Source organism: Paenibacillus sp. FSL H3-0321, assembly GCF_038002865.1.
In the GTDB taxonomy this organism is placed as follows: domain Bacteria; phylum Bacillota; class Bacilli; order Paenibacillales; family Paenibacillaceae; genus Paenibacillus_AQ.
In genome coordinates, this window is record NZ_JBBODH010000001.1 from 3,603,352 (window position 1) to 3,618,536 (window position 15,185).

11 protein-coding genes are annotated in these 15,185 nt (G+C 47.5%); all 11 read right to left on the minus strand.

Annotated features, from left to right (window positions below):
* Positions 1–171: 171 nt before the first annotated feature.
* The 11 genes from MHI45_RS15940 to MHI45_RS15990 all read right to left on the minus strand — a co-directional run bounded on the left by MHI45_RS15940 (position 172) and on the right by MHI45_RS15990 (position 15,087).
* Positions 172–4,077: an S-layer homology domain-containing protein gene (locus MHI45_RS15940; RefSeq protein WP_076109646.1), complete on the minus strand. Its 3,906-nt coding sequence runs from the start codon at positions 4,075–4,077 to the stop codon at positions 172–174.
* A 213-nt stretch (positions 4,078–4,290) separates the two neighbouring features.
* Positions 4,291–5,418, minus strand: coding sequence for a glycosyltransferase family 4 protein (locus MHI45_RS15945; RefSeq protein WP_038597370.1), 1,128 nt, complete (start codon positions 5,416–5,418; stop codon positions 4,291–4,293).
* A 113-nt stretch (positions 5,419–5,531) separates the two neighbouring features.
* A complete protein-coding gene (locus tag MHI45_RS15950; protein ID WP_445667503.1) occupies positions 5,532–6,296 on the minus strand; it encodes a WecB/TagA/CpsF family glycosyltransferase in 765 nt (254 codons plus the stop codon).
* Entirely contained in the window at positions 6,297–7,430 is a 1,134-nt protein-coding gene (csaB, locus tag MHI45_RS15955; protein ID WP_076109648.1) for a polysaccharide pyruvyl transferase CsaB, read from the minus strand. It abuts the gene before it with no gap.
* Positions 7,406–9,442, minus strand: a complete 2,037-nt coding sequence (locus MHI45_RS15960; RefSeq protein ID WP_076109649.1) for a DUF5693 family protein — start codon at positions 9,440–9,442, stop codon at positions 7,406–7,408. The genes csaB and MHI45_RS15960 overlap by 25 nt, the downstream gene beginning before the upstream one ends.
* Positions 9,443–9,603: 161 nt before the next feature.
* Positions 9,604–11,322 carry a phospho-sugar mutase gene (locus MHI45_RS15965; protein ID WP_076109650.1) on the minus strand — a complete coding sequence of 573 codons (1,719 nt, stop codon included), beginning with the start codon at positions 11,320–11,322 and terminating at the stop codon, positions 9,604–9,606.
* A gap of 48 nt (positions 11,323–11,370) precedes the next feature.
* Positions 11,371–11,793 carry a 3-hydroxyacyl-ACP dehydratase FabZ gene (gene fabZ, locus MHI45_RS15970; protein WP_038597382.1) on the minus strand — a complete coding sequence of 141 codons (423 nt, stop codon included), beginning with the start codon at positions 11,791–11,793 and terminating at the stop codon, positions 11,371–11,373.
* A 293-nt stretch (positions 11,794–12,086) separates the two neighbouring features.
* On the minus strand, positions 12,087–12,317 hold the full coding sequence (locus MHI45_RS15975; protein WP_076109651.1) for a DNA-directed RNA polymerase subunit beta: 231 nt from the start codon (positions 12,315–12,317) through the stop codon (positions 12,087–12,089).
* An 8-nt stretch (positions 12,318–12,325) separates the two neighbouring features.
* On the minus strand, positions 12,326–13,147 hold the full coding sequence (locus tag MHI45_RS15980) for a flagellar hook-basal body protein (RefSeq protein ID WP_076109652.1): 822 nt from the start codon (positions 13,145–13,147) through the stop codon (positions 12,326–12,328).
* Positions 13,148–13,162: 15 nt separating this feature from the next.
* Positions 13,163–14,038: a flagellar hook-basal body protein gene (locus tag MHI45_RS15985; protein ID WP_038597390.1), complete on the minus strand. Its 876-nt coding sequence runs from the start codon at positions 14,036–14,038 to the stop codon at positions 13,163–13,165.
* 50 nt (positions 14,039–14,088) lie between these two features.
* Positions 14,089–15,087: a rod shape-determining protein gene (locus MHI45_RS15990; RefSeq protein ID WP_038597393.1), complete on the minus strand. Its 999-nt coding sequence runs from the start codon at positions 15,085–15,087 to the stop codon at positions 14,089–14,091.
* Positions 15,088–15,185 lie beyond the last annotated feature (98 nt).

Below are 15,185 nucleotides of genomic sequence, written 5' to 3' on the forward strand. Positions count from 1 at the left end.
AATTCAACCTGCATAAAGTCACAGCTTCTCCGAAGAGCTATATATAGTTCGTTTCTTATTATACCCAAAGAGAATTGATTTATAAAGGCATACCCTTTACATATTCATTTGCATACAAAACGGAGGGCAAGTAACCAGCCCTCCGTAATATCATAACAAATTAAAATGTATCTAGCTCAGGGTTTTAGGGAAGATGGTGGTGCTCTTCTTTAACAGTTCCACAGCGATCTTTCCTGCCTCAGCTCTGGTCATATTAGACTTAGGATTAAAGTTGTAAGAAGCCTTCTTTTGACCAGCTATGCTTACTTCAGCGCCATTCATAATTTTCGCCTTCGAAACCGCTTGGACTGCCGACAAGGCGTAAGATTCTATTTTACCGGAATCCAAAAACGACTTGGCGACTGAATCCTTTAATTTCTGATCGTTAGCTGCCAATTTCAATTTCAGGGCTCTGGCAATCATTACAGCTGCCTGCTCACGAGTAATTGGCTGATCCGGAGCAAATACTCCATCGGTAAGTCCAGTCACTATGCCTGCTCTCGACGCAGTTTCAATATGGGCATAGTCCCATGTGATTGAACTTGCTCCAGGCACCAGATCGGAATACGTCTTGTTGTCATCATAGTTAAGTGGAAGATTCAACCCTTTAACCAGAAGTGTCGCGAATTCACCTCGTGTCGCTTGATCGTCTGTTCCAAATTGCTCAAACCGAAGATTTTTCATAATACCCTTTGAGTAAAGAGCGTTCAAAATATTTCTGGCCCATTGATGATTCGTGACGTCATTGTATCCTCGGCTCATTTTCATTACCTTATAATACCCAAATTCATCAAAAGGAACGGAGATCGTGTGCTTATTGGTATCTACAGTACCGCCAATATTCTCCCATTCCCTTTTACTGTTGTATTTGAAGACCGTAACAATAGTTCCCGCGTCTTGTACAACATTCGGGTCAAAGGCCAATGTCAATTTCCCCCGCTTAGACGGTGTAATGATACGTTCCGCAGGAGTCTGTGGATCTCCAAACAATCCATCTACAGAATAAGGAGCTAAACCATTCGTAGCTGGAATATGCCCTGGCGTTGATGTGGTTCCAAGTTCACCCAATCCTCCGCTGATCCAATACACTTCCGATATACGTCCAAAATTGCTGCTCTCGTAAGGAGAATTGAACCGGAGCGTAAATTCATCTGGAATCGTCCAAGTTGGTATGCCACTCTCTTTAAAGGTTTCAGGGAAGCCGATGACGTTCCCATAATCGTTACGCCGTTCTACAACACCTGTGGATGGGTCTGCAATCCCAAACCGCAGCTTGTTATTAGGATAGTACTTCGTCAAATTACGTGTATCCGTACTTTGCATTACCGTTCCTTTAGGGAAGGTTAATTCCACTGCTTTGTTAAACACACTGTATTTGTCTGCTGTTTTAGGTGACATGTATTGTGCATCGACTGCTACTGTACCGGTATAGAATATTGAAATAGTGTCTGTACTTGTCGTAGCACCGCGAACAATTTGAATTTTGATGCTGTTAGCTTTATCCGCCTTCAACCCTACATAGTCCAGTGCAAATCTCCCTGGCCCCAAATCCGTACGTTTGACTGCTTTTTCTTTGTCTATGATGACATCTGTAGCCCCTTCAGCTTCAATATCAAAATGAACAAAGTTTTTATTAACAACATATTGAGTACCTACAGAAGGCTGAGGAGAGAGAATACGATAGGCACTAACTTCTCTAACAATCTCCAGCTTCTGACTGGTTTTGGCTCCTGTACTATTTATCAGCTCAAGAGTGTAAATATACGTTCCTGGCGTATCATTCACAAGATCCTGAATCCGCATTACAAAGTCTTTTTGACTCCCGGCAAAACTGGTGGTATAGCGTTTATCTGCAAAACTCGGGCTGGGAGTAATTATTGGATTCGGAATGGCAGGAATATCAAGTGACAGGATATTTTTTGTTCCCATATTCAAATTGAGCTTTACCGCACCGCTTCCTCTAAGTACCAGATCATAAGTTTTCAAGCTGGTAGTATACTGATTATCCTTATATATAAAATCAGGAGTTAAGTTAAATAGTTTGGTCAGCAGTTCATCCGTTGGTCCAAACTCCCGATCAGGAAACGTACTTCTAGCAGTACCCACAGCGGGTTGAAACTTACTTATGGTTGATACATTCTCATCGAGAATGTAAATGCGCAATTCCTTGCGGACTTCCCGGGTTTGCCCCTTTTCATCTGTACCTGTGCCTGTAAAGACAATTTTATTCTCTCCAAACACTAATGGCCCCGTAGTCGCATTAATACCTAAACTAACCTCAAATCCGCCTGCGGCACTTTTAAACCAAGTTTTATCTAAGCCGGTTGATCTTTCTTTTGTTCCATTCACATACATTTCAGCCACGAAGTAATCGGAGTTTGAATTGAAATCAATATATTGCCCCTTAACAGCAAGGGTCTTGCCAGCCTCGGAATCAATAACAATAGTCTGTCCATCTGTAAGGTTGGATACATAAATATAGCTTTTAGAGGCAAAGGAAATATTAACATCCTTATATGCAGAGGAACCCTCAATGTTAAATCTAACGGTCTGGTTCCCGTTTTGGAAATCCTTTATTTTAAAGATATGCTGTGTACCTGAAACAGAAGTTACCAACTCCGGTGTCAGTCCAGCAGTGGAAATAGGTAAATATTTCGCAATCAATTTGGCCGGACTAGTCACTGCTGTATTTGTTTTAACCGAGATGTAGAACTCACTGGCATCCACCTTAGCCCCATTCAGAGCTACCCCGGGTGGAATATCGCCCGTTCCATCGTACCCTGCAAGATATTTCATATCCGTGATTACGATTCTATCTTTCATATACTGAAAATCAAAAGAACGATTTATAGTTTTAGTTCCGTAAGCTACCGAAAGATTATGTGTTTGTGTCTCTAATCTGTTCGCTGGCGTTGCATTGTCTTTGTTTAGGGTCAGCGGCATCTCAAAAGAAACCAGCCGATAGGACGGTGCATTCTTGATAGGAGAGGGTACCAAAACCTCATCTCCCGCGTTCAAAGCGATAAGACCAGCGCTGTCCAATGTTATACCGCTCCCATAGGTAGGCGTTGATACTGCTCCATTCATTTTCACTACTGCCGAACCCGCAAAAGGGACTCCCGCAGTATCCTCAACCATCATTTGAACCATTAATTTTGCAGTATCTGAATTTTCTGTCATCACCGGCTGACCACCCAGCAGGTCCTGACCCTGACTGTGCGAATCAACCAAATACATTTTAACTATAGGATTCTTCTCATCATAATAAAAAAGCGTATATTCAAAGCTCAACGTATCTGAGCCATTCTGCACGACTAATTTCAGATTATTGACACCCGGATTAAGCGCCATACGCTGCGAGAAGAACGTTCCATCCTGCAGTAAAGAGGTATTTGATGCACTTTCATTATTAATGGCAGCAGTAACCTTTGTTGCATTTAACGCTTTACCTTCAAGTGTAATTTCTTTGGTGGCTACGACCAATTGTGCTCCTTCGTTCAAATTAAGCTTCTCTGAGCCACCCAGAACTTGAAGTCTCTCGACATAAGGAACCTGATCAAATAGTACATAAAAAGCCTCAGAGCGATCATTGCTTCCCTGTGACCCTGTAAGAGTAATCTTGTTCATGCCTGGAAACAATGTCAGATTTGCGCTAAAGCGGTTGTCAGGACTGTCAATATCCAGCTGGACAACACCCGGCGTTACATGTGTAGCATCCTCTACCCATTTCCCATCATCCCAGTTCAAACGTTGTACATTTGCCCCCAGAGTAGAACTCGTAACTTTTGTAAACGTTCCTGTAACTGGTAAATTAGCATCCGTTACTTGCAATACATTGGTTCTTGAGATTTGTTTTTCTATTGGAGGCAGTAATGTCAGGTCAACAGTGTTTCTCAATTTCGTATTATCTGGCGTAAAATAACTGGTAGGCTTAAGCGTATCTGCAGCCACTGCAGTATTCATAAGTCCAGTTGGAATTAAAGATACAATTAAGGCGAACAGAAGCGTCCATACAAATGGCTTTCTCATGCGCTGCATGTCATTAATCTCTCCCTTTTGATGATGTTAATTATTTTATCGGTCCTACAGAAGATAATTTGAAGGAATTCGTTGAATTTTCTATACACTTATAATTCGTGCAGCATCAGATTCCTTCAATAATACCCCTGGAATACAAAAAGCCCACCCTACATCAGGATGAGCTTTTCAAAAAAATATATATTAATAGCAATATAAATCTATAAACAAATCCTACAGCTTAGAGCCTCGTTCCTGACTAACCTTCATTCGCATTCTCAGGAAGAAGTCAATCACAGGACGTTTGGTCTTACTGATGACACCGGTAATCTCCGCACCAATTTGCAGGAAGAACAGCATTACGCAAATGACTACAAAAGTAACCCAGTTAGCTTCGTAAAGAGATGCTGATGTCTGGATAACAGCCAATACACCGAAAAATGTAGCAATTCCATAAATGATCAGTACCGTTTGACGGTGGCTGAACCCCAGTTCGCGCAGGCAATGATGCAGGTGGCCTTTATCCGGTGCGAATATTGGTTTCTTCTGCAGCTTGCGGCGTACGATGGCAAAAAAGGTATCAGACAAAGGCACTCCGATAATGAGGAGCGGTGTAATAAAAGAAACGACGGCAATTTGCTTAAACCCAAGAAGTGCAAGCAGAGCCAAGCAAAAACCTAAGAACAGTGAACCTGTATCACCCATAAAAATTTTGGCGGGGTGAAAATTAAAGAACAGAAATCCTATGATGCTGCCCAGCAGCAAGAGGCACAGGAGTGCAACCATTGTATTTCCCATCAAGAAGGCCATCACTGCAATGGTGGCAATTGCGATACCGGATACCCCGGCAGCAAGCCCGTCCAACCCGTCAATCAAGTTAACGGCATTCGTGACACCCACAATCCAGAAAATAGTCAGTGGAATAGCAATCCAGCTTTCCAGCGAAGAATACGTATTATGAAAAGGAATATTTACGAAATCAACAGTAATACCAAAACCGAAGACTACTATGCAGGCAGCCGCAATCTGGCCCAGCAGCTTCACCTTTGCCGAAAGTTCGAACCGGTCATCCAAACCGCCGATCAGAACAATCATTCCGCCGCCACACAGCAGCGCTTTGATGAAGCTTACCTCCCGCGGAGTGAAGTCATAAGGAATAATTGGCAATACGGCAAGCAGGCCCAACACAAACGCCAGAAAAATACCAAGTCCGCCAAGGCGGGGCATAATCTTCGTATGCACTTTACGGGCATTCGGCACATCTGTAGCGCCAATCTTAATAGCGAATTTCTTCACCAGCGGCGTCAAGAGTAAGGCGAGTCCCATGCACACAATAAATCCGGCGATGTATATGATTAACATTTGATCAGTCGACCCCCATTTCTCTACCGCATTGAATTATACGCTGAACTAAATACAAATTCCAATTCCGTTTTTGGGCTGCTATTCTTATTTTCACGGTGAATATCCGCATTTTACTGAGCTTTTGTCACTTTATCTTTCTCACGCATCACTTTTACTGCGAATTTCGGCAGCGCAAGCATTCTTTTATAGCGTGTCGGTTCTTTAAGAAGACGATATAACCATTCCGCTCTAAGTTTCTGGAAGGCTATGGGAGCCCGTTTGGTCTTGCCCGAGATCACATCAAAGCTCCCTCCGACCCCCATCATCACCGGAATGTTCAGTCTGGATTTGTACTTGGCAATCCAAGGTTCCTGGCTGTCAGCGCCTCTGGCAACAAAGAGCAGATCCGGCTGTGCCTCCAGAATTCCAGAAATAATCTTTTCGTCGTCGTCGGGTCCAAAAAAACCATCATGATATCCCGAGATTATGATCCCGGGATACTGAGTTTGTAACCGGGAAGACGTCTCGTGAATCACTTCCGGGGTAGAGCCCAGCAGATAGACCTTCCATGTATATCTTTCGCCTTGGCGCAGCAATTCATGTAAAAGATCAAATCCGGCCACACGCTCCGCTACGGGTTCATGGCAATATTCCGCAGCCCACACGACGCCTGTCCCATCAGGCACCACCAGCTCCGCCGATTTCATGATCTCCATGTAAGCGGGATTCTCCAGCGCGGTCATAACCATGATCGGATTAGCAGTAATTACCTGATGCGGTTCACGGTTGCGGACAGCTTCTGTCAAATAAGCGACTGTGGCTTTCATATCGATTTTAGACACCCTTATGCCAAAAATTGGAACTGTAGGTACCGGACTTTCTGCTTTCACTATCAATCATCCTTTGCGGTGGAAATATTCAACAATTTGCCGGGCAGGAGCCTCGGCTTCTTCTACTAAGGCAGCAATTAGCGGCTCACGCTTACGTTTCCAATCGTCTCCTGCTTCCAGAAGATGAAGGACTTCAGCAGCAACTTCTCCGCCGTCCAGCGAAGTCGTAGAACCGATGGGCCGACAGTCGATCCGCTCAAGAAAGTGATCTATCTTAGGATCATAGGAGATCCCCATCAGCGGCACACGCCTTCCGGCAGCATAGATGAGACTGTGCAGCCGCATCCCGATCAGCATATCGCATTCTCCTACCTCGCGCAACATCTGCCGGGGATGGAGCGCATCTTCACAGATGCTGATCCTGCCGCCCTGACGCGCAATACCTTCCTCCAGTTTCTGCATCACATAACGGGAAGCCTCATTATCTGAGGAATGATGGAAAGGCAGGAAGCGCAGATGCAGCGGAACTTGCCCACAGGCTTTTAGCAGGCCTTGCGCAATGGCATCCAATTCCTTACGGGACTGCTCCCAGTAACGCACCGATATCCCAACGGTCTTCAATGCAGTGTCGGGGGTAATCTCCTCTAGGGGTTGGGAACCCTCGGGAAGAGAGAGTCCCATCACAGGATCAGGAACAACCTCAACAAGTTCCCGGCCAAGCCCCATAGTCTGCAGCAGCTGGCGAGATTGCTCATCCCGCACAGACACATAGCTGCATTTGCGGAAAACGGATTTGATCAGCGGATGGAACAGCTTCCGGTTTACCGGACCGATGCCCTGGGCATAAATAAATGTCGGCTTTCTCATCCATTGAGCCAGCTTTATAATCCCCAGGTAATAGGGAATACTCTTGCTGCCCGTCACGTCCTGCAGCAGGCTTCCGCCGCCGCTGATGAGACCTGCACTCTCGTAAATGGCCTGGCGTACCTCACCCAGCTTCATCCGGTGGACAGCTTTTACACCATAAGTAGCTGTTGTCCACTCCGGATCAATGGATAATACAACAGGTTCAACCGGTATGCCGGCAGCTTGTGAATGCTTCTGCAGCGCATCTAGAATAGACTGCAGCACTGCCTCATCCCCGCTGTTGCGGAAGCCATAATAGCCGGAGAGGATTATTTTTTGAGCAGCGGCGACCATCGTTTCCAACACCCTTCTGCAATCTGCCATACGCCAACGGCGATGAGCCCGATAATCAGACCAATCCCCAGCCCAAGCAATCCGCGGATCAGGGAGATCAACACAGGAGAATGGATATGGGCAAAGGTATCCACCATCGAAAGCTGGCCGATAACCGCAATAATCATAATAAACGCAGCATTCCGGTATTTATAGGCCATGAAAGCACCTAAAATGAACAGCGGATGTGCCAGCAGGAATTCTTTATTGCGCGGCCGGATATTAACTGTATTCTCCAGGAAGGTCCGGAGAGTCATCTCCAATGGACTTACACTGCCGCTGTTGCCGGTCCGGGTTAAGTAATACCAGCCCATGATCGCCAGAACGCCGGCAGCGATAACCATTATGAGTGTAATGGGAGTACGCAGCAGCTGGCCTGTCTTGTTAAAAGTGAATTCACCACGGTACAGAAGCACATACAGCGCAGTCAAGGCAATCGGCGCCAAGTGCAGCAGGCTGACACCACGGAACTGATTGAGCACAAGGCTGTACGTAATGTTGTTCAGAAGTGCAATTACAAACGGTACGGCACTAAGCGAGATCAGTGCTGTCTTCACATAAAGTACAAGACTGTGCACCAAACGCCGCTTGGGACTCATGACCGTATAGGTTAGTTTATTGGTTCGAAGCGGCGGTCCCTGTTCATTGATTTTGCGGATCGCCATTACTGTCGCCACAGTCGGGGCGCTGATAGCTACCGCAAGTGCCAACGCCTGTTCAAAAAGCTGAGGCTTTACTACAAGCAGTCCGGCACTTCCCAGCAATCCCAGTACCCAGGCAGGAAGTGTGAGCCATGGAATGAAAAAAGAAACAAGCAAAGCAACCATGGATACCGCACCAATCACAGCCCCAAGCTTGAAATACCGCTGATAGGAGGAGTCTACGACTTCAAAAGCCGTAGCTTGTCCCAGGGTAAAACCGTTATCCTCAATTTTATCTACAGCACCCCCGGGATCGCTTAGACTCGTTATGAGGTTATCCAACGTGTCGGTCACCTGAGCTTTAGCGGTGTTTCTTGCCGGAATCGTATTGAGATAAATCATCCGGATATTACGGTCTTTGGTTGCAAGCGCGAAACGGTCAGCAATGATTTCCGGTGACAAGCCGGAATCTTTTTCACTGAGAGAATACAACCGTGCGACGTTATAATCGAGCTCATAGGCGAGTTTATTAAAACCTTTTTGCTGGGCCTTAATATTCTCAATTGCAGCAATCCCCATTCCGCGTTCCTTCATAAGTTTTCCAAAGGCGTCTAAACTCTTTAAGTCAGCGTCATCATTATATCCCTTGACCGACTCGCCTTCGAAAAGAATCCGCTTGACCCCGAGTTCCTCATAGCGGTCCAGCAGTTTCTGTACTGCTTCCTGGTTATACTTTAAGGAGTCCACTAGACGTGGGACAATGTTGAACCCTTTGCCATGCAGCATGTCCAGCGTCATCGGATCCGGCTGTAACGGTTTCATTGTAGCATCTTCAATCGGAGTCTTGATGATCAGACCCTGCTGTCCGCGGAAACTCCAGTCCTCCGTTCCAATGTCAAGACCGCTGAACGCTTCACGTATCATTGCCGAGAGTGCATCACTATTATCTGCGCTCGTAAAGAGGACATATGTATAGTTCTCATTCTCCGGAATCACAGTGTCGGTAAGATTAGCGATATCAGCCGCTCCCCATAACATCAAACGGCGGGCCTTACGGTAATCCTCAAGCGTACTTTCATAAATTGCCATGCTCTGAACGCCGGCATCCTTTAAACGGTCAAGCTGGTCGGAAATATAATCCTTCGGATTAGAGCGGTAGCTGGCCACTTCAACCAGATCGCGGTAATCAAATACAAATTCAACCGTTTTGGATGATTTCTCCGTCTGCAGCCGGTCATAAACAACCGGGAGAGCAGCCAAGACACCAATTATTACGATAATCCACAACCACTTTCGCGAAGCTATATTCCATCGTTGCCATTTCTGCTGCACCAAAAGTACCTCCTCTTTCACTTTGAAGCCTAGTACCGTTTATAAAACAGTCTTCACTGCCAAGCTACATATTAATTAAAATCGCTCTAAACTCAAGCAGAAACGGATGTGCATCCGGTTAGGAGCAGTATCCGTTTCTGCGGGAAGTTAGCTATCTCGTATTATTTCCCGTCAACGCGGGCCATAACCTGCTGCGTAAGTGCAGCAACCTTATCCTTGGCATTCTGGAGCGATTCACCGCGAACCGCAAAATACACCTTGATCTTCGGCTCTGTACCGGAAGGCCGCAGGCAGAACCAGGAGCCGTCGGATAACAGATACTTCAGCACATTTTCCTTAGGCAGGCCATTCAGCCCCAGAGAGTAATCCAGAACCTCGCTTACAGAAGCACCTGCGATTTCCTGCGGGGGATTGCTGCGCCAGTCATTCATAATTGCCTGAATCTGGGCCACACCGTCTTTACCCTTCAACGTCCGTGATTCCAGACTTTCCAGGAAGAACCCGAACTTGCTGTACAGCTCCTGAAGCACATCATAAAGCGTCTTGCCTTGTGCTTTGTAATATGCCCCAGCTTCTGCAATCAGCATAGAAGCCAGAACGGCATCCTTGTCCCGGGCATAATTGCCGGCAAGATAACCATAGCTCTCTTCGTAACCGAAGAGGTACGTGTATTCCCCGGACTGTTCGAACTGGGTCATTTTCTCCCCGATATATTTGAAGCCGGTCAGCGTATTGAATACAGTAGCGCCATAATGCTCGGCAACCGCTGCGCCCATTTCACTCGTCACAATTGTCTTGACAACAGCACCGTTTTTCGGCAGCTTGCCTTGTTCCTGCAAACGGCTCAGGTAGTAATGGATCATCAGGGCCCCGGACTGGTTACCAGATAAAACAACGAAGTTCCCTTCATTGTCCCGCACGACGGCCCCCATCCGGTCTGCATCAGGGTCGGTACCGATCAGCAGGTCGGCATTCAATTCTTCGCCAAGTTTTATAGCCAGGGTAAAGGCTTCCCGCTCCTCGGGATTCGGTGATTTCACCGTCGAGAACTCAGAATCCGGCTGCTCCTGCTCCGGCACCACATGGACCTGCGTAAAGCCGATCTTCTTCAGTACACTGCGGACCGGCAAATTGCCCGTTCCATGCAGCGGAGTGTACACAATCTTGAAATCTTTGCCAAGAGTAGAAGCGATCTCTTCACGGGCAACACTCACAGCAGCTACTGTATCTGTAAAGGCTTCGTCTTCTTTCTCTCCCAGCCAATGCAGCAAGCCTTGACTTTCTGCATCTTCACGGGAAATCCGCTTTACACCATTGAAGGAATCAACCTCCAATATGGAGGAAATGACTTTCTCCGCCTCGTCCGGCACCAGCTGTCCACCTTCAGCATTATAAACTTTATAGCCGTTGTATTCCGGCGGGTTATGGCTTGCTGTGATAACAACGCCACCTGACGCCTTCAAATGACGGACAGTAAAGGAAAGCTGCGGCGTCGAACGCAGGGATGGAAACAGATGCGCCTCAATACCGTTGCCGGCCAGCACAAGAGCTGCCTCCAGCGTAAATTCGGGTGAGAAGCGGCGGGAGTCATGCGCGATGACTACGGAAGGTCTGCCTTCTCCAGTATGCTGCTCCAGTATATAATTAGCGAAACCTTGGGTGGCCCGGCCTACTGTATATCGGTTGATCCGGTTGCTGCCTGCGCCGATAACCCCGCGCAATCCGCCTGTGCCAAACTCCAAATCTCTATAAAAGCGTTCTTCCAGTTCCTGTTTTTCATTCGCAAGAAGGTTCAGTTCTGCCTTCGTGTTCTCATCCACAGAAGGGTCCTGCAGCCAACGTGTCAATGTTTCAAGCGCTTTCGGGCTTAATTCAGTCATATGAATCTCTCCTTATCCATATTATGATATATGATTGTATAACAGGTGCTAGCTGAGCGCGAACATAATTTCGCCAGAGGCTACAATCTTGCCCTCCACCTTCGCGGTGGCTTGGCCTTTTCCGATGCTGCCTTTAAGCCGGGTAATCTCCACCTCAAGCGTTAGCGTATCTCCCGGCACTACCTGGCCACGGAAACGGAAACCGTCCAGTCCGGCCAGAAAACCGATTTTGCCCCGGTTGGCTTCAAGTCCCAGAATAGCTACGGCGCCTACCTGTGCCAGAGCTTCTGTAATCAGAACGCCGGGCATTACCGGATAACCCGGAAAGTGACCGGTGAAGAACGGTTCATTTACCGTAACATTTTTGATGCCGACAGCCCGTTTGCCCATTTCTATTTCTGTAATTTTGTCCACCAGCAGAAATGGAGGCCGATGGGGTATTATTTCTTGAATTTGATTGATATCCAGCATTGTCGCAAAGCTCCTTTCGGATGTAACCGCGTGTTTAAACAATCCGCTGGGCAGTACTTTGATTTTATTCTTTTACAAAGTCTGCATAAATATTGGCGGCTTCGGTAAAAACTATAATTATCCTTCACCACCTGCAGCAGTGGAGGTTAAGATAAGGGGCTTTCTCCACCGCACGCGGCAGCATGGCGGAGAGGGCCCTTTTTGGCGTTCCTTGGTCCCCAATCATTATACATTTTCCAGTATAAAAAAGAAAACTCCCTTAGACAACCAGGGAGCTTTAAAACACCTCATATTTAAGGTGCGAACACCAAATCATATACATGCTTCCAGGTACTCCACAGAAGCACATCACTGAATTCCTTTTTGCCTAGAACGACGTAACCGACCACAAGACCACTCGCAAGCGCAGCTACAAGCAGCAAGGGAATCATAATCCACTGGATAATGGCCCATGTGGATACTCTCCGCTTCTTCACCGGCTGCCGTTGATCTTCTTCCGGTTTCCTATTGTCCTGACGACTCATTCCTTCACCTACCCGCGCATAGAATTGGCCAGGCCAAGCATCTGGTCACTGGAGGAAAGTGCCCGTGAGACAAGCTGATAGGTGCGCTGAATCTGCATCATTTCCGTTATTTCCTTGCTGAGGTCAACGTTGGACTGTTCCAGATATCCGGAACGCACTCCTACTGCTGAGGCTTCACCCGGTGCTCTTTGGAGGAAGGCCTGCTGCACTGTGACTCCGTCAGCAAGCACGTAAAAATTACCGTCGACTGCCTGCATCGCACTCTTGCTTAGCGGTTCTACAATCATAATTGTACCCGCTACCCGGGCCGGCGCATTCTCGCTGGTCTTCGTGAGCACCCGGCCGCTCTCATCAATAGCGGCACTTACATTCGCAGGTACTGTTAAAGGGTTGCCGTCTGTATTCAATACAGGATTGCCTGTATTATCTACCAACATCATATTATCGGGGTTGGAGGCATCCGGTGTAAAATGAAAATCCCCTTGACGTGTATAAGCGGTAGCTCCATTCACCTGAACCCCGAATAACCCGTTACCTTGCAGCGCCAGATCCGTCGGATTCCCTGTTTCTTGAAGCGGACCCTCTTCCCAGTTGGTCGAGACCCCAGGCACACGGACCCCAAAGCCGATATTGAAGCCAAGCGGCATGCTGCGGCCGGGCTGATCGTAGTCTTTGGACTGCTGCTGAACACGGGTCAGAACGTCCTCAAACGAACCTTCTTTGCTCTTATAGCCATTGGTACTCATATTAGCAACGTTATCCGCGATAATATCCAGACGCTGCTGAAGGCTGGACATCGAGACAGAAGCGCTGATTGCCGAATTGTTCATGGATTAATCCCCCCTCTATACTCTACCGACTTCATTGACGGTCTTCTGCAGACTGGTGTCGTAGAATTGAATGACTTTCTGGTTCGCCTCATACGCCCGGTATGCAGCATTCATATCAACCGTTACCTGGGTAGGGTCCACATTGGAATTCTCCAAATATCCCTGACGCACCTGCAGGTTATCTCCTGCGTTAGCATAGCGGATTTCCGCAGCCTCAATATCATCGGCATGGAAGACACCGTTACCGTCGCGCACTAGTTCCTGCGGTCTCGTGATTACACTGACACCAATTTTGGTTCCAGAAGGAAGCCCTGTAGCCGTATTGATCAGATTACCCTGCCCGTCCACTTTAAGATTATCCTGCGGGCCTGTCAAGACCAGCGGGTTGCCGTTAGCATCTAGAACATTAAAACCTCCGGCGCTGAGCACCTGTCCGGTCGCGCTAACGCTGAAGCTTCCGTTGCGTGTATATAAATTATTGCCTTCGTTATCTTGAACGGTAAAAAATGCCTGCGGCCGGTAGATAACCTCGCCTTCAGGAGTTACATATTTGCCCGACCCGTCAAAAGCTATGTTGTCTCCGGTAGCAGGGTCCGCGACCTGTAAGTCAGTAGATAAGGCAAAGTCAATCGACTTTCCGCTTTCAATCAGATCGCCCTGCAAATATTGGGAAACAGATTGTTCTGCAAAAACCCCTGTGTTGAGGCGGCCTACCGGCTTCGTGGTGCCGCCACTCATGGCTGAAATCAATACATCGGGAAAGGCATGGCTGACACTATCGACCTGCTTGTACCCCGTTGTATTCAGATTGGCAATGTTTTGCGTCGCCGTATCATGTCTGCGCTGCTGCGTGACCATCCCGGCAGCGGCCGTATATAATCCTCTAATCATGAGGGCAATTCTCCTTCCTGAATCTGCTATTATCCTTTATTATCGGCAGCTTAGAACTTTTTCTTAACGACCTTGTCCAAATGATCCAGCATAATCCCCGTTCCCTTGACCACACAGTGCATCGGATCCTCAGCTACCCAGACAGGAACATGCAGCTGCTCCGAGAGCAGCTCGTCCAGCCCGTTAAGCAGCGCGCCGCCGCCGGTCAGTACAACCCCGCGGTCGATAATGTCGGCCGACAGCTCCGGCGGTGTACGCTCGAGCACTGATTTTGCCGCAGCGACAATAGAGGAAACCGGATCCCATAATGCTTCTTTAACCTCACCGGAGTTAATGGTCAGTGTTTGTGGAAGTCCGCTGACCATATCCCGGCCGCGAATATCCATTTCCGCCTGCATGCCGCCCGGCCGGACTGTTCCGATGGTCACTTTAATATCCTCAGCCGTGCGCTCACCGATGAGCAGTTTATATTTCTGTTTGATATATTTTAAAATGGCATCGTCGAACTTGTCCCCTGCAATTTTGATGGAGGAGGCGGTAACGACGTCGCCCATGGACAGGACAGCTACATCCGTCGTTCCGCCGCCGATATCGACGACCATATTTCCGCTTGGTTGATAAATATCCATACCCGCTCCAATTGCCGCGGCCTTGGGTTCTTCTTCCATATAAACATCCTTGGCCCCGCTGCGTTCCGCCGCTTCACGGATCGATTTCTGTTCAACTGATGTAATATTCGTGGGGGCACAGATCAAAATGCGGGGCTTAGCGTACCAGGTACGGCCGCCAACGCGGTCGATGAAATATTTCAACATCATTTCCGTAACGGCAAAATCAGCAATAACGCCATCCCTAAGAGGACGAATGGTTGTAATGTTGCCAGGTGTCCGTCCTACCATGCGACGCGCCTGTTCACCTACCGCAAGGACTTTCTTCGTATCACTTTCAAGTGTGACCACGGAGGGTTCATCCAGAACGACTCCCCTCCCTTTAACATGAATGAGCACATTGGCCGTACCGAGATCGATTCCGATATCCTTGCTAAGCATAATGAAAGAGCCCCCAAAGTGTTATTTTAAATGAGATTAGTTAGTGAGTACCAAATTTAAAAATACCATACTTTAGGGGATATACACAATGTAATAAA